Source organism: Sorangium sp. So ce1335, from assembly GCF_051521615.1.
Classification (GTDB): domain Bacteria; phylum Myxococcota_A; class Polyangia; order Polyangiales; family Polyangiaceae; genus Sorangium.
Map to the genome: position 1 here is coordinate 11,155,895 of NZ_CP150363.1, position 17,748 is coordinate 11,173,642.

Here is a 17,748-nt window from a genome sequence, read left to right on the forward strand (position 1 = left end):
GCGGCGGCGCGGGGCGACGCATCAGCTCGTCCTGCTCCTCAGCGCCCGCAGCTCGGAGAAGAGCTCGCGCTGGAACTGCAGCGAATTGTCGAACACCTCGCGGGTCTGATCGAGGTAGGCGCCGAGGAGGTCCGCCGCCTCGCCGTGCTCGCGGCGATCGATCGCGTCCTCGATCGCGCCCAGGTTGTTCAGCCAGCGATCGCTCGCGTCGCGGTAACGGTCGACCGCGACGGTGAACATCTCCGCCACCGCCGTCATCTCGGCGCCGCCGGCCTGCACGAGCTCCGACGCCTCACGCACCACCGCCGCCGTCGCCTCGAGGCTCTCGCCGAGGCCGCGGGCGTGGGCGCTGAGCCGCTCGGCCAGCCCGTCGGCCGCCTCCCGCCGCGCCCCCTCCAGCCGCTCCTCGAACGCCGCGAGCCGCGCCGCCTGCTCCGCCAGCAGCGCGCGCGCCCCCTCCCCCACCGCCGCAACGCGCGCCTCGGCCTGCGCCTCCCGCTCCGCCGCCCCCTGCGCCACCTGCTCCGCGAGCGCCGCCACCCGCTCCGCCTGCTCCCGCGCGCTGCCGGACATCGCCGCCGTCGCCTCCGACAGCCGCGCCAGCAGCGCGTCCAGCCGCGCGTCCCGCGCCGCGTCCGCCTCCGCCCTCGCCGTCAGACGCTCCGACGCCTCCGCGATCAGCCGCGACGCCGCCTCCGGCGCAGCCTGCGCCGCACGCGCCGCCTCCGTCAGCGGCGCCGCGAGCGCCTCGCCGAGCGCCGTCAGGTGCGCCGCACGCGCCGCGTCCAGCTCCGCCTGCCGCTCCGCCGCCTCCGCAAGACGCGCCGCCTGCGCTCGCTCCAGCCGCTCGATCGCCTCCCCCACCACCGCCGCCAGCCGCTCCGCCTGCCCTTCCAGCCGCGACGCCGACTCGGTCTCCAGCTCGCGCCGCCGCGCCGCGGCCTCTTCATCGAGCCGCTCGAACCGCTTCGCCGCGCCCTCCTCCATCCGCTCCAGCCGCGACGCGACGCCCCCTTCGAGCCGCTCCAGCCGCGACGCGACGCCCCCCTCGAGCCGCTCCAGGTTCTCGCCGAGGCCGCGGGCGTGGGCGCTGAGCCGCTCGGCCAGCCCGTCGGCCGCCTCCCGCCGCGCCCCCTCCAGCCGCTCCTCGAACGCCGCGAGCCGCGCCGCCTGCTCCGCCAGCAGCGCGCGCGCAGCCTCCCCCACCGCCGCGACGCGCGCCTCGGCCCGCGCGTCCCGCTCCGACGCCCCCTGCGCCACCTGCTCCGCGAGCGCCGCCACCCGCGCCGCCTGCTCCCGCGCGCTGCCGGACATCGCCGTCGTCGCCTCCGACAGCCGCGCCAGCAGCGCGTCCAGCCGCGCGTCCCGCGCCGCGTCCGCCTCCGCCCTCGCCGTCAAGCGCTCCGACGCCTCCGCGATCAGCCGCGACGCCGCCTCCGGCGCAGCCTGCGCCGCACGCGCCGCCTCCGTCAGCGGCGCCGCGAGCGCCTCGCCGAGCGCCGTCAGGTGCGCCGCACGCGCCGCGTCCAGCTCCGCCTGCCGCTCCGCCGCCTCCGCAAGACGCGCCGCCTGCGCTCGCTCCAGCCGCTCGATCGCCTCCCCCACCACCGCCGCCAGCCGCTCCGCCTGCCCCTCCAGCCGCGACGCCGACTCGGTCTCCAGCTCGCGCCGCCGCGCCGCGGCCTCTTCATCGAGCCGCTCGAACCGCTTCGCCGCGCCCTCCTCCATCCGCTCCAGCCGCGACGCGACGCCCCCCTCCATCCGCTCCAGCCGCGACGCCACACCCCCCTCGAGCCGCTCCAGGTTCTCGCCGAGGCCGCGGGCGTGGGCGCTGAGCCGCTCGGCCAGCCCGTCGGCCGCCTCCCGCCGCGCCCCCTCCAGCCGCTCCTCGAACGCCGCGAGCCGCGCCGCCTGCTCCGCCAGCAGCGCGCGCGCAGCCTCCCCCACCGCCGCGACGCGCGCCTCGGCCCGCGCGTCCCGCTCCGACGCCCCCTGCGCCACCTGCTCCGCGAGCGCCGCCACCCGCGCCGCCTGCTCCGCCAGCAGCGCGCGCGCAGCCTCCCCCACCGCCGCGACGCGCGCCTCGGCCCGCGCGTCCCGCTCCGACGCCCCCTGCGCCACCTGCTCCGCGAGCGCCGCCACCCGCGCCGCCTGCTCCCGCGCGCTGCCGGACATCGCTGCCGTCGCCTCCGACAGCCGCGCCAGCAGCGCGTCCAGCCGCGCGTCCCGCGCCGCGTCCGCCTCCGCCCTCGCCGTCAGACGCTCCGACGCCTCCGCGATCAGCCGCGACGCCGCCTCCGGCGCAGCCTGCGCCGCACGCGCCGCCTCCGTCAGCGGCGCCGCGAGCGCCTCGCCGAGCGCCGTCAGGTGCGCCGCACGCGCCGCGTCCAGCTCCGCCTGCCGCTCCGCCGCCTCCGCAAGACGCGCCGCCTGCGCTCGCTCCAGCCGCTCGATCGCCTCCCCCACCACCGCCGCCAGCCGCTCCGCCTGCCCCTCCAGCCGCGACGCCGACGCGACGTCCGCCTCCCGCCGCGCGCGCGACTCCTCGTCGAGGCGCCGCTCGACCGCCTTCAGCGCCTCGCCCGCCGTCGCGCCGGCGCGCTCCACGGCATCGGCGAGCAGCGGCCTCACCACGCCGGCCGCGACGTCGGCCGTCTGCCGGAGGCCCGCGGCGATGTCGCCGCGGATCGCCGCGGCGGCCTCCGCGAACGAGGCGGCCGCCTGGCGCGCGCCCTCGACCTGCACGGTCACGAGCCGCTCCTCGAGGCGCTCGAGCCGGGTTGTCGCCTCGCGCAGCGACGCTGCAGCCGCGGGGAGCGCGTCGCCCTGCCGCGCGAGCGCCTCCAGCGCGGCGAGCTGCCGGCCCGCGACCGTCAGCGCCGCGAGCGGGCCCGCCGCGTAAACCTGGAGCGCGGCAGCGGTCACGGCCTCGGCCCGGCGCACGAGCACCGCGGCGAGCCCGAGCATCGCCGACGCCGCGACCCCCGCCGCCGAGGTGCCGAACGCGCGCGAGAGGCCCTGCATCGGCGCGGCCAGGCTCCCCCGCAGCGCGTCGACGTCGGCGCTGAGGGTCAGCGCCTCGCGCGCCCCCCGCAGGGTCTCGAACAGGCCGAGGAACGTGCCCAGCAGCCCGATGGTCACGAGCAGGCCGACGAGGTACGACGCGAACGTCGCGGCGGCCGGCGGCGATGCCACCCCGGCGATCCGCGCCTCGAGCAGCGGCCGGAGCGGCGCGCTTGCCTGCTCGATCGCCGCCCGCGTCGCCGGCCGCGGCAGCGCGGCGATCTCGCGCCCGAGCCGCGCGGCCCGCCCCGCGCGCACGAACAGCTCGAGCGTGCCGAGCGCGAGCCCGAGCGCGATGAGCTGCACGAGGCGGTACGCGAGCGGATCCGTCCCGCGGTAGACGAGCGCCGCCCGGCCCACGAGCGCGAGGCCGAGCCCCCCGGCCAGGAGCACGAGGAGCCGCGTCGTCCACTGCCGCGCCGTCGCGAGCCGCATCGTGATGCCCCCCGCGGGCTACGCGGGCGCGCCCGCCGCCGCGGCCCCGTCGACGAGCGCGAGCAGCCGGCCCGCCTCGTGCGCGAGGACCGCCTGGACCACGAGCTCCATGCGCTGGAGCTCCCGCCCGAGCCATTGATCCTGGCCGAACCAGCCCGCGACGTCCTCGATCCCGGCCTCCTCCGGCAGCGCGGCAACGGCCGCCCGGAGGCCGCGCGCGAAGGCGCGCGCGAGGCCCGGGACGAGCTCGGCGAGCGCGCGCTCGCGCCGCTTCTGGGTGGCGGCGGAGATCGCGGCGTCGAGCCGCTCGAGCCGCGCCGCGGCGGGGCCGAGCGCCCGCAACGACGGCGCGAGCTCCTCGCGCAGCGCGCGCGTCTCGAGCCGGATGCGGCCGAGGACGCGGCCCGCGAGCTCGCCGAACGGCTCCCAGAGCTGGCCCGCCGCGGACGCGAGCGCCCGCCCGGCGCGCGAGCGCGCGGGCAGCACCCCGGTCTGCTCCAGCGTCGCGAGCACCGCGCCGGCGTCGGGCAGCTTGTTCCGCCGGTGGAACGGGGCAGCGAACACGTGGTCGAGCGCCGCCGCGAGCTCGCCGAGGCGATCGGCGGCGAGCGCGCGGACCTCGGCGCGCGCGCCGTCGAGCGCCGGCGCGGGCGACGCCGGCGCGGCGGCGCGGTCGAGCAGCGAGAGCTCGCGCGCGAGCGAGACGCTCCCGTGCAGGTCCATGAGCCCGGCCAGGACCGCCGCCGGGTCGGAGAGCTCCCCGAGCGGCGCGCGCGGCCCCTCCGCGAGCGCCGAGACGGCGGTCGCGAGGGGACGCGAGGTCAAAGGCCCGGGCCGCGAGGACCCGGCTCCGGGGTGAAGCATTCGCACGGCGGCGCGTTGTTACCCGTCGCGGCGCTGAGCCGCAAGCCTGTCCGTCGCGCCGCCCTGCGCCTCACCTGGCCGTCGCGCCGCCCCGCGCCTCACCTGGCCGTCGCGCCGCCCCGCGCCTCACCTGGCCGTCGCCTGCTTGGCGCTCGTCGCCGACAGCGCGAAGGAGATCTGGTCCGCGCCCTTCTCGACGGCGGCCTTGATGAGATCCGCGCCGCCGTGCCCGGCGTTGCGCTCGATGCGGAGCAGGACCGGGCCGCCCGCGCTCGCCGCCTGGAGGGCGGCGGCGAACTTGCGCGCGTGCATGGGGTCGACCCGATCGTCGCTGTCGGCCGACAGCAGGAGGACGGCCGGATACCTCGTCCCCGGCGCAACGCGGTGATAGGGCGAGTAGGCGTGGAGCGCCTTGAACTGCTCCGCATCGTCGGCGGATCCATATTCGCTGATCCACGTCTTGCCGGAGCCGAACAGGTGGTATCGCACCATGTCGAGCAGCGGGACGCCGCAGAGCACGGCGCCGAACAGATCCGGCCGCTGCGTGAGCGCTGCGCCGACGAGCAGCCCGCCGTTCGAGCCGCCCTGGATGACGAGCCGCTCGGGCCGCGTGTACCCCTCTTGGACCAGGTGCTCCGCGGCGGCGATGAAGTCGTCGAAGACGTTCTGCTTCTTGAGCAGCATCCCGTCCCGGTGCCACGCCTCGCCGTACTCGCCGCCGCCGCGCAGGTTCGCCACCGCGTAGACGCCGCCCCGCTCCAGCCACGGGTACATCGAGGCCGTGAACGCGGGGGTCTGCGCGATCTGGAATCCCCCGTAACCGTAGAGCAGCGCGCGGGAGCTCCCGTCCTTCTTCATGTCCTTGCGGCGGACGATGAACATCGAGATCTTCGTGCCGTCCTTGGACGGGAAGAACGTCTGCTCGACGGTGAAGGGCGACGGGTCGACAGGCACGTCGACGCGCGTGTAGAGCGCCGTCTCACCTGTCTTGATCGACGTCGCGTAGATCTCCTGAGGCGAGGTGAAGGACTCGAACGAGAAATACGCCTCGTCCTCGTCCGGCAGCCCGGACGGGCCGCCCACGGTGCCGATGCCGGGGAGCGGGACCTCGCGGACCAGCTTGCCGTCGAGCGAGCGCACCTCGACCCGGCTCGAGGCGTCCTTCAGGTAGCTCAGCGCGAGGTGCCCCCCCAGCACGGAGACGCTGTCCAGCGTGGCGTCGGCGCGCTCCGGGACGATCTCCTTCCACGCGGCGCGATCCGGCCTGTCCGGGTCGACCTCGAAGAGGCGGTAATGCGGCGCGCCCTCGTCGGTGTGGACGTAGAAACGGTCCTTGTAGACCTCGACGTTGTAATGAGCGTCGCGCCCGACGGCGAGCGGCTTGTCCACGGCCTGCCCGCCCGGCTTGCGGAGATCGCGGAAGTAGACGTCCGTCGACGTCCACCCGTGGGCCACGGTGAGGATCAGGAAGCGGCCGTCTCTGGAGAGGGACGCGTCGAGGAAGGTCTTCGGGTCGCCCGTCCTGCCGCGCACAACGCGGTCCTGCTTCGGATCCTGGCCGAGCCGGTGGAAGCGCACCTCCGCGTAGCCGGGCCTGTCGGCGACCGGGATCGACGGGTCGGTGGGGAGCCAGACGTAGTAAAAGCCGTCGCCCGACGGCGTCCACGACGCGTACGCGTACTTGCCCCCTTCGATGACGTCCACCTCGGAGCGCTTGCCGGACGCGACATCCATCACGTGGAGGGTCGCCTCGTCGGAGTTGTTCTTCTGGACCTTGTAGGCGACGTTCTTGCCGTCCCACGACACCTCCCAGCCGCCGAGCGAGAGGCTGCCGTCGTCAGACCAGCTGTTCGGGTCGAGCAGCGCGCGCTCCTCGCCGCCCTTCCCTTCCTTCCAGTAGATGACCGACTTCTCCTTCGTCGCGTGCCGCCGGCTGAAGAAGTACCGGCCTCGCCGGTGGCGCGGCGCGGAGACCGCGTCGATGTAGAAGAGCTGCTTGAGCCGCGACGCGATCGCGGCCCGCTCGGGGAGGCGGGAGAGCTCGGCGCGCGTGAACGCGTCCTGAGACTTCATCCACTCCCTCACTTCCGCCGAGTCCCCGTCCTCGAGCCAGCGATACGGATCGGTGATCTCGACCCCATGCAGGGTGTATTTCACCGGAGCGGCGCGGGTGGGCGGGTACGCGGGGCGGCCGGGGGGAGCGGGGGCGGGCGCAGCGCTGGCCGCGCCAGGGGGCAACGAGGAGCTTGCAGTCATGGTGGGACCCGTTCGGTGTGCGTCGGCACCTCCACAGGCGCCAGCGAGAAACGCCGCGAAGAGCAGGCCGGGAGAAGCCTTCATGGGACGAGCAGCATAGCGCGCCCCGCGTCGCCCGCGCACCTGGGCGCGCGGGCGTGCGCGCGCTCCGGCGTATGCGGGAGACGAGCGCGCGTCCCCCCGGGGCGTGTGGTGGGGGCCGGCCAGCGCTGCCCCCGGCGCGGCGCGACGTAACACGCGCTCGCCCGGGCGCGCGGTGCTGGCGTGCAGGCAGGGCGAACGAGCGCCCGCGCCGGTACAGACCCGGCGATCGCGCTGCTATCATCCGGTAGACTGGACCGCGCCTGGAGGACAGCCCATGGAAGACTGGATCGTCGCACGCCCTGGCTTGCTCGGGGGTAAGCCTTGCATCAAGGGCACCCGCATCAGTGTTGAGTTCATCCTGGAGCTCCTGGCGAGCGGCGCGACGCCCGAGCAGATCCTGGAGGCTCACCCGCAGATCACGTCGGAAGGGCTCTCGGCGGCGCTGCGGTACGCCGCGCGCTCGCTGAAGAATGAGGTGGTCTGGGACGTGAAGATCCCCGCGTGAGGCCGCTTGAATTTCCGCTCCTCGCGGACGAGAACATCCATCGAGATGTCGTCCGCGCGCTCCTCGCACGCGGCAAGGACGTGCGCTCGGTGCTCGACGAAGGGATGGGCGGCAGAGACGATGTCGACGTGCTCCGTCACGCGCATCGTCAGGGGCGGGTCGTCCTGACCCATGATGGTGACTTCGGCACGCTGGCCTATCACGGCGGCGAGCCATTTCTTGGCATCATTCACCTCAAGCCTGGGCACATCTCGCCGACCTTCGTGCTCGAGATGATCGCGGCGATCGAAGCCAGCGCCGGCGACGTGGCTCCGCCGTTCGTGCTCGTTGCAGAGCGGAAAGACGCCTTGGTGCGCATCCGGGTGCGCTGCGCCCCGACTGCCCGCTGACCGACTACCTCATGAGGCAAACCGCCTCCTCTCGCGGCAGTCCCGCCTGCGCTGACGGCGCGGACCGCTCATCGGCAAGGCCGACGCGCCCCGGTGACGCGATGCCGCCGGATTGCGATGCGGGCACCCCGGCCATCGTATAGGAAGGGAGCCCATGGCGACGCCCTTCCCCCCTGGACGCGCGACCGCGCTGCCGGCGCTGCTCGGCATCTGCCTGCTCCAGTCCACCGCAGCCGCGCAGCAGAGCGCGCCCGCGACGCCCGCACCCCCCACCCGCGCGCAGACGCCGCCCCCCGGCGCAGCGGCCGCGCAGGCCGGCGCGGCGGACGACCCGGCCGGCGCGGCCGCGCAGCCTGCCGCGGAGGCGCCCGCGATCGATCCGCTGTTCTCGCCCAGGCGACCCGCGCGGCGCGGCGGGTTCACCGCCGGGATCGCCGGCGGCCTGTCGCTCGGGAGCGCCGCCGGCTACCCGAATGACGTCCAGAAGATAGGATTCCAGCGCCACTACACGGAAACCGGCGTCGGCATCGGGGGGGGAGGCTACCTCTGGCTTGGCGGCGTGCTTGCGGACTGGCTCACGTTCGGCGGCGCGGTGGGCGGGCACGCCCTGAGCGCCGCCGACCACGCGATCCTGGCCGGCGGGTTCATGTTCCACACCGAGGTCTTCCCGCTGTTCTCGCTCGGAGATCGCTGGCGGGACGTGGGTGTCATCCTCGACGCGGGCACCGGCGTGGCCTACACGACAGCGGACGCCGACAGCGACACCGACGCCATCGACGGCGCCCTCCCGGCCCGCATCGGAGGCGGCGTGTTCTACGAGGGGATCCGGCTCTGGAAGGTGTCGATGGGGCCGTGGCTCTACGCCGATTACACCTGGAGCACGTCGGTGCGCCAGCCAGGGTTCTACCTGGGCTGGCGCACCGCCCTCTACACCGAGCCCTGAGACCCCTCGAATCGCCTCGTGCGGCGATGCGCCCCCTACGCCTGCAGCTCCGGCACCCGCCGCCGCGCGACCACCTCCCGCCGCGGCGTCGCCAGCGTGAGCCGGATGCCGCGGCGGAGGAGCTGCATCGCGAGGAAGGACGCCGCGCCCACCAGGATCTTCCGCCCGATCTCGCGCGGCACGCTCGGCTTCCCGCGCGGCGCCACCCAGTCGGGGTGCCGCCAGAACCGGACAAGCGCCCGCACGCGCTCGCGCCGCAGCCGCGCGTCGCGCGCGCGCGCCTCCTGGATGAGCGAGATCACCGCCGCGCCCCCCATCACGACGAGCATGATCCCCCCCGTGACGACCCCGGCGCCGTGCCGGCGCACCTGGGTCTTCACGTCGAGCAACGCGTGACGCCGCTGATCGATCGCCTCGATCGTGTGCAGCAGCCGATCGCGCAGCTCGTCCGCCTTCCGCTCGAACTCCTCGCGCTGGCCGTTCAGCCCCTTCATACGACGCGCTCCCGGACGAGCCGGACGTCCGACCCGAGGCGCCCCCGCGTCCGCTCGAGCGGCCTCTTCGGCGCGCGCCCGTAGCCGACGATGCCCACGACGACGGCCAGGGCGATGAGCCCGAGCCCGATCAGCAGCGCCGGCAGCGGCGCCGGCGCGATCGCCAGCGCGACCGCGACGAGGACCAGCGCAAGCCCGAGCAGCGCCGCGGCGGCCGCCGCGCCGATCGCGACGCCCGACGTCTTCGCCCGCGAGATCTCCTGGTTGATCTCGTCGCGCGCCAGCGCGACCTCGACCTCTATCAGCTCACGGGCCTCGACGATCGCCTCCTTCACGAGATCCGCCGTCGAGCTCTCGGGCCTGGGATCCACCTGCACCTGCCTCATGGAACACCTCTCCGCCTCAGGGAACGCGCTCGGGCAGCTGAGCAGGCGCCCTCCGGCGCACCCGGACCGCCGCGGCGCCCCCGCCACCGACCGCGCCACGCCGTGCATACGGCACGCCACCCCCACCCTCGCGCGGGCGCGCGCGCGCTGCGCGGCCCCCGGACGGCCTCCGTACACGCCGCGCGCGGCGGGCGATCAGGGCAGGACGCCGGAGACGACCCGCTCGTGCCCGCCGTAGTCGAGGTTCCTCGCCACCTCGGCGAACCCCGCCGCCGCGAAGAGCTGGGCGACCGCGGCCGCCTTGCCGGCCTCGACCTCCACGGCCAGCACGCCGCCGGACGCGAGCCAGGCCGGCGCCTCCGCGACGATCCGGCGCGTGACGTCGAGCCCGTCCGCGCCGCCCGCGAGCGCCAGGTGCGGCTCGTAGCCGCGGATGTCGACCTGCAGCGCGCCGACGTCCTCGTCGGGGATGTACGGCGGGTTCGCGGTGATGAGGTCGAAGCGGAGGCCGGACGGCACGCCCGCGAAGAGATCCGAGCGCAGAAAGCCCGCGTTGACGGCGCCGAGGCGCAGCGCGTTCTCGCGGGCGACCGCGAGCGCGCCCTCCGAGAGGTCGACGCCGAGCACGCGGCCGGTGGGCCGCTCGCACGCGAGGCTCACCGCGACGCAGCCGGAGCCGGTGCACAGGTCGAGCACGCGCGCGGAGAGCGCGACGCCTCGCGTCCGGGCGAGGCCGACCTCGACGAGGATCTCGGTGTCGGGGCGCGGGATGAGCACGCGCGGATCGACGCGGAACGGGCGGCCGTAGAACTCCCGCACACCGAGCAGGTAGGCGACCGGCTCGCCGGCGCGGCGGCGCTGGTGGAGCTCCCGGTAGGCGGCGAGCTCGGCCTTGTCGAGCGGCCGCTCGGCGTCGATCAGCAGCCCGACCCGATCGAGGCCGAGCACCTTGCCGAGCAGGAGCTCTGCGTCGAGGCGCGCCGAGGACGCGCCGCGCTTCTTCAGATCGCCAGACGCCCAGGCGATCACGCGGCGGATCGTCCAGGCTTCGTTCTGCGGTTCGACGTCGGGCCTTGTCACGGGAGCGGTGCAGCCAGGGACGCGCGAACCGCGTCGGAGACGACGGCCTCGACCTCGGCGCGGACCGCGTCGCGGTGCGCGACCGACAGGGCCTCGAACCGCAGCACGAGGATGGGACCGGTGTTCGAGGCGCGGCAGAGGCCCCACGCCCCGCCGCCGAAATCGATGCGCGCGCCGTCGATGTCGACGACCGGACGGACGCGGCGGAAATGATCCGTCACGCGGCGGACGACCTCGAACTTCACGGCGTCGGGGCAGTCGACCCGGATCTCGGGGGTGGCGAAGGTCTCCGGGACGTCCGCGAGCAGCTCGCCGAGCGGCCGCCGCGCGCGGCCCACGATCTCGAGCAGGCGGACGGTCGCGTACACGGCGTCGTCGAACCCGAACCACCGATCGGCGAAGAACATGTGCCCGCTCATCTCGCCGGCGAGCAAGGCGCCCTCCTCTTTCATCTTCGTCTTGATGAGCGAATGGCCCGTCTTCCAGAGGATGGGGCGCCCGCCGCGCGACGCAATGTCCGCGTAGAGCGTCTCGGAGCACTTCACCTCCCCGAGCACCGCCGAGCCGGGGCGCTCCTCGAGGAGCGACCGCGCGAACAGGATCAGCAGCTTGTCCCCCCAGAGCACCTCGCCGCGCTCGTCGACGACGCCGATCCGGTCGCCGTCGCCGTCCCACGCGACGCCCAGCGAGGCGCCGGTCGCGAGCACGCGGGCGCGGAGCGCCTCGAGGTTCTCGGGCACGGTCGGGTCGGGGTGGTGGTTCGGGAAGAGGCCGTCGATGTCGCAGAAGAGCGCGTCCGGCGCGAAGCCGAGCGCCTTCAGCGCGCGGACGCCGAGCGGGCCGGCCGCGCCGTTGCCGGCGTCGATCACGAAGCGGACGTCGGTGCCGGCGAGGCGCGACGCGGCGCGCACCGCCTCGACGTAGTCGGCGGCGAGGTCGACCTCGGTGAGCGAGCCCGGCGGCGCGGCGCCCGCGGCGGCGCCCTGCTCGATGAGGTCGGCGAGCGCCTGGATGTCCTTGCCGAAGAACGAGGCCTTGCCGCGCATCAGCTTGAACCCGTTGTCCGGCGCCGGGTTGTGGCTGGCCGTGATCATGATCGCGCCGTCGGTCCCGAGGTGGTGCGCGGCGAAGTAGAGGAGCGGCGTCGGGCCGACGCCGGCCGAGATCACGTCGGCGCCGGCCGAGCGGAGGCCGTCCGTGAGGGCGGCGAACAGCCGGTCGCTCGAGAGGCGGCCGTCCCGGCAGACCGCGACGCGCGGCCGGGCCGCGCCGGGCTGCGCCCCGGCGGCGAGCTCGCGGCCGAGGAGCAGGGCGAAGGCGGCGCCGAGCTCGCGGGCGAGCTCGCTCGTGAGGTCGCGCTCGGCGACGCCGCGGATGTCGTACTCGCGGAAGATGTGTCGGGGGAACTTCATGGACCGGCGGTGAGCGCCCCCGAGGCCGCGCTGCAGCGCGGGCCGGCGGCGTCGAGGATGCTCTGACACGGCGCAATCTTGGGTGAAACGAAAAACGCCGCGCTCGCCGCGCTCGCCACGCCAGCCTCGCTCGCCTCGCGGCTCACGGATTGCGTTCCCGACCGTCGGCCGGGTAACTTGGGCGCGTGGAGCCCAGGACCGCATGATGACGCGCGCACAGAGAACCGGCCTCGCATTCCTGCTGGCCCTCTCCGCCTGCCTCGCCTGCGCCGACTCCGCGCGGGCGGCCGAGCCGTCGCCCACCGCCCTGCCGATCACCGTCATCGCCATCCGGACCGACGACGCCTACGACCAGGCCGACGCGCTGACCAAGGCGCTCCGGTCCGCCATCAAGAACAGCGCGGGGTGGTCGGTCGGCGAGGGGGATTTCTCGCTCGAGGTCCTGACGCTGTCGCTCCAGTGCGAGGATCGGCCCGACGAGGCCTGTCAGACCCGCATCGCCGACCACATCAAGAGCGACCGCTACCTCTGGGGCATGCTCCGCAAGAGCGACGCCAACGTGGAGGGCGACCTCCACCTCTGGGCCCGCGGGAAGCCGTCCTCGAGCGTGCCGGTGAAGTACAGCGCGAACCTCACCGAGGCCAACGACGAGCCGCTCCGCAAGATCGCGGGGGACGCTATCGCGGCGCTGACCGGCGGGCCGCCGCAGGGGTCGCTCCGCGTGAGGACGGGCGCCGCGCAGGCGAGCGTGCTCATCGACGGCAGGCCGGTCGGCAGGGTGGAGAACGGTGAGGGCGTGTTCACGGTCACGGCCGGGCCGCACAAGGTGCTCGTCAAGTCGACCGGCTTCCTCGACTCCGAGGCGTCGGTGGTCGTCCTGCCCGTCGCCACCACCGACATCGCGCTGAGCCAGATGCCCGCCGATGCGTCGCAGACGAACTGGAAGCGCGTGGGCGGGTTCATCGGCCTCGGGGCGGGGGCGGCCTTCGGGACGGTGGGCATCATCAGCTCGATCCAGGTCGCGACGATCCAGGGCGACGCGCGGTACACCGCCTACCGGGGGCTGTTCGGCACCGAGGTCGAGGACGTCTGCGCGCCAGCGCAGCGCGAGTCGGTCCGGGGCCTGGCCGGCAGCGACGGCCGGACGGCCGACGCCGGCGTCAGGCTCTGCGAGCAGGCGGACACGTTCATGGCGCTCCAGTACGTCTTCTACCCGCTGGCGGTGATCTCCGCCGGCCTCGGCGCCTACCTGCTCGTGACGAGCGACGGCCGGAGCGGGGACCGCACCGGCTGGACCGTGCAGCCCAGCGTCGGCCTCGGCGCGGGCGCCCTCGACGTGACGTACCGCTGGTGAGCCGCGCTGCGCTGCCCGCGGCGCGCGGGCGACGACCATGCGGGTGATCGCCGGCCGGCTCGGCGGGCGGCGGCTCGCCGCGCCGCGCGGCGAGGGGACGCGGCCGACCGCGGACCGCGTGCGCGAGGCGCTCTTCTCCTCGCTCGGCGACGTCACCGGCGCGCTCGTCTGCGATCTCTACGCCGGCACCGGCGCGCTCGGCATCGAGGCGCTCTCGCGCGGCGCGCGCCGCGCGGTCTTCGTGGAGAACGGCCGGCCCGCGCTCGCGACGCTGCGCGAGAACCTCGCCGCCCTCGGCCTCGACGAGGCCGCGCGGGTCGTCCCGCTCCCCGTCGAGCGCGCGCTCGAGCTTCTCCGCGATGAGGTCCGCGACGAGGGCCCCTTCGACCTCGCCCTGCTCGATCCGCCCTACGCCGCCCTGGCGCGGGCCGCCGCCGCGGCCGCGCGCCTCGCCGGGCCGCTCGGCCTGCTCGCGCCGGCCGGGCGCCTCGTCCTCGAGCACGCGCGGCGCGACCCCTCGCCGGAGATCGCCGGGCTCACCTGCGCTGCGGTCCGGACCTACGGCGACACCGCTGTCTCGTTCTACACGCGCTGAGCGGCAGCGCGCGCCGAGCGGGCCCGCGCGCGCTGCCCGCCCGCGCGGACCCGCCGTGTTCATCCCGGGCGCATCCAGTTTCCTGGCGCGCTTCCCTGTCTGCCCTTGTAGACTCGCCCCCGCCGGACGCACGTGCGTCTCGGCTCCGGCGCTCGAAGGCCCCGCCGAAAGCGGCCCGGCCTCGCGCGCCTCTCCGGGAGGACTTCTCACGTGTCCGCATCGATGCCCCCGTCGTCTCAGCAGATCCCCGGAAAATCCGGCAACTCGGGTCTCTACATCGCAGGCATGGTCGTCCTCGCCGCGCTCATGGCCGGCCTGCTCTACTGGAAGATGCGCCCCGAGCCGGCCGCGCCGACCCCGGCGCCGACGGCGGCCGTGCCTGTCGCGAGCAAGCCGGCGGATCCTCCGCCGCTGTTCGCGCCGCCGCCGCCGCCGCCGGTCGACGAGGTCGAGGACGCCGGCGCGGACGCCGGCAAGGTCGCGTCGGGCCAGAGCCCGGCCGCGACGGGCAAGTCGCCCTGCTCCGGCAAGTGCGGCGACGGCGCGAGCTCGCCGGCGCTCGACTCCGCCGTCCTCGGGCTCGCTCGCTCGGCGCAGGGTTGTTATAACCGCGCGCTGCGCACCTCGGAGGTCTCCGGCAAGCTGACGGTGAGCGTGCAGGTCGCCTCGACGGGCGCGGTGTGCAGCGCCTCGATCCTCAACGACACGGTGGGCTCGGGCGAGATTGCGTCTTGCGTCCTGGGACGTTTCCGCGGCAAATCACTGCCTCCGCCGCAGAGCGGATGCGTCGTGGTGAACGTGCCGATCAACTTCACCATCAAGCAATAGGAAGCAGCCGATGCGTACGCTCCCCCTCCGGTTGGCCAGCCTGCTCCTCCTCGCGCTTGCGCCGCTCGCGCTGTACGGCGCCGCGTGCAGCGCGGAGGAAGGCACCACGCCGCTCTGCACAGACAACCTCGACCCCGACCAGGGGATCGTGAAGGACCCGGAAGGCTGCCACCAGTTCCCGTACTGCACGGTGAACGGCGCGCGTGCGGCGCCCGAGGAGTGCTGCAAGAACGCGGAGGGCCTCGTCAACCAGGAGTGCGTCCGGGGGTACATGCCCTATACCGGAGCGTCCAGCACGACGTCGGCGACCGGCACGGGAGGGAGCGACGGCACGGGCGGCACGGGCGGCGCAGGCGGCGCGGGCGCAGGCACGGGCGGCGCGGGCGCGGGCACGAGCGGCGCGGGCACGGGCGCAGGCGGCGCGGGCGGCGCCGGAGGGAGCGGCGGCTAGGCCGCGCGCCCCCATCGTGCCGTGCCGAGGCTAGTCGCCGCGTCCAGCCGGGGGATCCTGCTCTCGGTCGCCTACGACGGACGCCCGTTCGCCGGCTTCGCCCGCCAGCGCGACCAGCGCACGGTCGCGGGGGAGCTGCTCGGCGCGCTGCGCGCCATCGACCCGGCGATCCGCGAGATCCGCGGCGCGAGCCGCACCGACGCGGGCGTCCACGCGCGCGATCAGCGCGTCGCCTTCGACACCGCGGCGCCGCTGCCGCCGCGCGGCTGGGTGCTCGCGACCGCGCGCCACCTGCCGGACGAGATCGTGATCCGGCGCGCCGCCGTCGTGCGCGTCGGGTACTCGCCGCGCTTCGAGAGCCTCCGCAAGCGCTACCGCTACCTGATCCTCCGGGATCTGGTCCGCGACCCGTTCCTCAGCCGGCGCGCGTGGCGCGTCGAGGGCCTCACCGACGACGCGCTCGCGCGGGCGCGCGCCGAGGCGGCCACCGCGACGGGCACCCACGACTTCGCCGCGTTCCGGACGAGCGCGGACGAGCGGACGACGACGGTCCGTACGCTGTACGGTGTCGAGCTGTCGCTCGACCCTGCGGATCCGCGCCTCGTCCGGATCGACGTCGACGGGAACGCGTTCCTCCACAACATGGTGCGCATCCTCGTCGGCACCCTGATGGACGTGGCGCGCGGCCACCTCGAGCCCGGCGCGATCGCCCGCGCGCTCGCGTCGCGGGATCGGCGCGACGCCGGGATCACGGCGCCGCCGGACGGGCTCTACCTCGAGCAGATCACCTTGCGCGACGACGGCCTGGATGCCTGGCCGGCAGGGGCTCCGGCGGACGAGGCCGCGGCGGCGGGCGCCGGGCTGGAGGCGGACGCGCACGTTCTGCCCGAGCCCGGCCCCGACGCCGGCGCGCACGTTCTGCCCGAGCCCGGCCCCGACGCCGGCGCGCACGTTCTGCCCGAGCCCGGCCCCGACGCCGGCGCGCGACGTCTGCTCGATCGGTAACCCGCGTGACCCGCGCGGTCCCCGCGCGCCAGGAGGTTGCGCTCGCGAGCGCTTCCCGTCTTACCTTCGCCTCGCTGCCGGGCACCCACGCCGCGGACCGCGGCCAGGATCTCTCCCACGCGCTGGAGGAAGCATGAACTCGCGTCGGCTCGCTGTATCCCTCGCCCTGCTCGTCCCTGCCCTCTCGCTCTCGTCGCCCGCGGGCGCCCAGCCGGCCGCGGATCCGGCGCCGGCGCCCTCGCCGAAGGCGCCGCCCGGGCCGCGCGCCGCGCCCCCGCGGCCGTCCCGCGCCGCCGCCACGAGCGCCGCCGCGGCCGCCGGCGCCGCCGATCTGCGCCGCCTCGGCGAGGCCTTCGCCGACGTCGCCGACAAGGTCGGCCCCGCCGTCGTCCAGATCGAGGTCACCGTCGGCGAGGACGTCTCCTCGCCGCTGCGCTGGTTCCGCGACGGCGGCCAGCGCCGCGGGCTCGGCTCGGGCGTCATCTTCTCCCCGGACGGCGGCATCCTCACGAACAACCACGTCGTCGACGGCGCCCGCGCGATCACCGTCCGGCTCCGCGACGGCCGCATGTTCGCCGGCCGCGTCGCGGGCCGCGACCCCGCGACCGATCTCGCCGTCATCCGCGTCGACGCGAAGGACCTGCCCGCCGCGACGTTCGGCGACAGCGACGCCGCGCGCGTCGGCTCGTGGGTCGTCGCGATCGGCTCGCCGTTCGGCCTGGGCCACACGGTCACCACCGGCGTGCTCAGCGCCAAGGGGCGCGGCGGCGTGGGCGTGAACGACGTGGAGGACTACCTCCAGACCGACGCGAGCATCAACCCCGGCAACTCGGGCGGCCCGCTCGTCGACCTCGACGGCCGCGTGCTCGGCATCAACACCATGGTGGTGAGCCGCGGGCAGGGCATCGGCCTCGCCGTGCCGGCGAACATGGCCCGCCGCGTGGCGGAGCAGCTCTTCCGGAACGGCCGCGTCGAGCGCGCCTTCATCGGCGTCGGCCTGCAGGACCTCACCCCCCAGCTCGCGGCCGCGATGCAGAGCCCGCCCCGGGCCGGGGCGCTCGTCAACGCCGTCGCGCCGGACGGCCCCGCGGCCAGGGCGAACCTCGAGCCGGGCGACGTGATCACGTCGGTCGCGGCCAGGCCCGTGCGCGACGCGCAGGACGTCATCCGCGAGCTCTTCAACCACAACGTCGGCGAGACGCTGGCGCTCGAGGTCGTGCGCGGCGGCCAGCGGTACCTGACCCGCGTCACGCTCGCCCCGCGGAACGAGCCGCCGCCGCCGGCGCTCCCGGTCCAGCGCGCGCCCGCCCGGCACCCCGGCCTCGGCCTGACCCTGCGCGACGCGCCCGCCCCCCGCGGCCCCGGCGGCGAGCGCGGCTCGGTCGCGCGGATCGTCGCCGTGGCGAACGACTCGCCCGCCGAGCGCGCCGGCCTCCGGCCGGGCGACGTGATCCTGGAGGCCGACCGGAACCGCGCGCCCACCGCCGCCGCCGTCGAGGAAGCCGCGCGCGACGGCGAGCTCCTCGTCCGGGTGCAGCGCCGGGACGCGACCTTCTACGCGGCGCTCAGGCGCTGACCGCGCCGGCGCCAGCGCCCCGGAAAAT

The 17,748-nt window shown here is 75.5% G+C and carries 16 protein-coding genes; 9 read left to right on the forward strand and 7 right to left on the reverse strand.

The genetic code is table 11. The features are described from left to right. Positions 1-21: 21 nt before the first annotated feature. From WMF24_RS41830 to WMF24_RS41840, 3 genes are all read right to left on the reverse strand, one after another. Positions 22-3,498 (reverse strand): hypothetical protein, encoded by a 3,477-nt coding sequence (locus tag WMF24_RS41830; protein ID WP_437733052.1) that lies wholly within the window; start codon positions 3,496-3,498, stop codon positions 22-24. Between the two features lie 18 nt (positions 3,499-3,516). Then, positions 3,517-4,323 carry a hypothetical protein gene (locus tag WMF24_RS41835; RefSeq protein ID WP_437733053.1) on the reverse strand — a complete coding sequence of 269 codons (807 nt, stop codon included), beginning with the start codon at positions 4,321-4,323 and terminating at the stop codon, positions 3,517-3,519. A gap of 165 nt (positions 4,324-4,488) precedes the next feature. Then, the gene (locus WMF24_RS41840) at positions 4,489-6,618 is read right to left on the reverse strand and encodes a prolyl oligopeptidase family serine peptidase (protein ID WP_437733054.1); all 2,130 of its coding nucleotides are present in this window, start codon (positions 6,616-6,618) and stop codon (positions 4,489-4,491) included. A gap of 358 nt (positions 6,619-6,976) precedes the next feature. On the opposite strand from WMF24_RS41840, the gene WMF24_RS41845 reads away from it, so the two are divergent. The 3 genes from WMF24_RS41845 to WMF24_RS41855 all read left to right on the forward strand — a co-directional run bounded on the left by WMF24_RS41845 (position 6,977) and on the right by WMF24_RS41855 (position 8,539). Further along, entirely contained in the window at positions 6,977-7,207 is a 231-nt protein-coding gene (locus tag WMF24_RS41845) for a DUF433 domain-containing protein (protein WP_437733055.1), read from the forward strand. After that, positions 7,204-7,596, forward strand: coding sequence for a DUF5615 family PIN-like protein (locus WMF24_RS41850; RefSeq protein ID WP_437733056.1), 393 nt, complete (start codon positions 7,204-7,206; stop codon positions 7,594-7,596). Before WMF24_RS41845 ends, WMF24_RS41850 begins: the two co-directional genes overlap by 4 nt. 154 nt (positions 7,597-7,750) lie before the next feature. Beyond that, on the forward strand, positions 7,751-8,539 hold the full coding sequence (locus tag WMF24_RS41855) for a hypothetical protein (RefSeq protein WP_437733057.1): 789 nt from the start codon (positions 7,751-7,753) through the stop codon (positions 8,537-8,539). A 35-nt stretch (positions 8,540-8,574) separates the two neighbouring features. Here the strand turns inward: WMF24_RS41855 and WMF24_RS41860 are convergent, their stop codons facing one another. The 4 genes from WMF24_RS41860 to WMF24_RS41875 all read right to left on the reverse strand — a co-directional run bounded on the left by WMF24_RS41860 (position 8,575) and on the right by WMF24_RS41875 (position 11,911). After that, positions 8,575-9,033, reverse strand: a complete 459-nt coding sequence (locus WMF24_RS41860; protein WP_437733058.1) for a hypothetical protein — start codon at positions 9,031-9,033, stop codon at positions 8,575-8,577. Beyond that, a complete protein-coding gene (locus tag WMF24_RS41865) occupies positions 9,030-9,419 on the reverse strand; it encodes a phage holin family protein (RefSeq protein ID WP_437733059.1) in 390 nt (129 codons plus the stop codon). The genes WMF24_RS41860 and WMF24_RS41865 overlap by 4 nt, the downstream gene beginning before the upstream one ends. 195 nt (positions 9,420-9,614) lie before the next feature. Beyond that, entirely contained in the window at positions 9,615-10,499 is an 885-nt protein-coding gene (gene prmC, locus WMF24_RS41870; RefSeq protein WP_437733060.1) for a peptide chain release factor N(5)-glutamine methyltransferase, read from the reverse strand. Then, positions 10,496-11,911, reverse strand: a complete 1,416-nt coding sequence (locus tag WMF24_RS41875) for a phosphomannomutase/phosphoglucomutase (protein ID WP_437733061.1) — start codon at positions 11,909-11,911, stop codon at positions 10,496-10,498. The genes prmC and WMF24_RS41875 overlap by 4 nt, the downstream gene beginning before the upstream one ends. A 202-nt stretch (positions 11,912-12,113) precedes the next feature. Between WMF24_RS41875 and WMF24_RS41880 the strand changes: the two genes are divergently transcribed. The 6 genes from WMF24_RS41880 (at position 12,114) to WMF24_RS41905 (ending at position 17,720) form a co-directional block, all read left to right on the forward strand. Further along, entirely contained in the window at positions 12,114-13,265 is a 1,152-nt protein-coding gene (locus tag WMF24_RS41880; RefSeq protein ID WP_437733062.1) for a hypothetical protein, read from the forward strand. A gap of 37 nt (positions 13,266-13,302) precedes the next feature. Further along, the gene (gene rsmD, locus WMF24_RS41885; RefSeq protein WP_437733063.1) at positions 13,303-13,860 is read left to right on the forward strand and encodes a 16S rRNA (guanine(966)-N(2))-methyltransferase RsmD; all 558 of its coding nucleotides are present in this window, start codon (positions 13,303-13,305) and stop codon (positions 13,858-13,860) included. A 222-nt stretch (positions 13,861-14,082) separates the two neighbouring features. After that, on the forward strand, positions 14,083-14,688 hold the full coding sequence (locus WMF24_RS41890; RefSeq protein ID WP_437733064.1) for an AgmX/PglI C-terminal domain-containing protein: 606 nt from the start codon (positions 14,083-14,085) through the stop codon (positions 14,686-14,688). A 10-nt stretch (positions 14,689-14,698) separates the two neighbouring features. Beyond that, positions 14,699-15,139: a hypothetical protein gene (locus WMF24_RS41895; protein WP_437733065.1), complete on the forward strand. Its 441-nt coding sequence runs from the start codon at positions 14,699-14,701 to the stop codon at positions 15,137-15,139. 21 nt (positions 15,140-15,160) lie between these two features. After that, on the forward strand, positions 15,161-16,144 hold the full coding sequence (truA, locus tag WMF24_RS41900) for a tRNA pseudouridine(38-40) synthase TruA (protein ID WP_437733066.1): 984 nt from the start codon (positions 15,161-15,163) through the stop codon (positions 16,142-16,144). Positions 16,145-16,277: 133 nt separating this feature from the next. After that, positions 16,278-17,720 carry a trypsin-like peptidase domain-containing protein gene (locus tag WMF24_RS41905; RefSeq protein ID WP_437733067.1) on the forward strand — a complete coding sequence of 481 codons (1,443 nt, stop codon included), beginning with the start codon at positions 16,278-16,280 and terminating at the stop codon, positions 17,718-17,720. Positions 17,721-17,748: the final 28 nt, after the last annotated feature.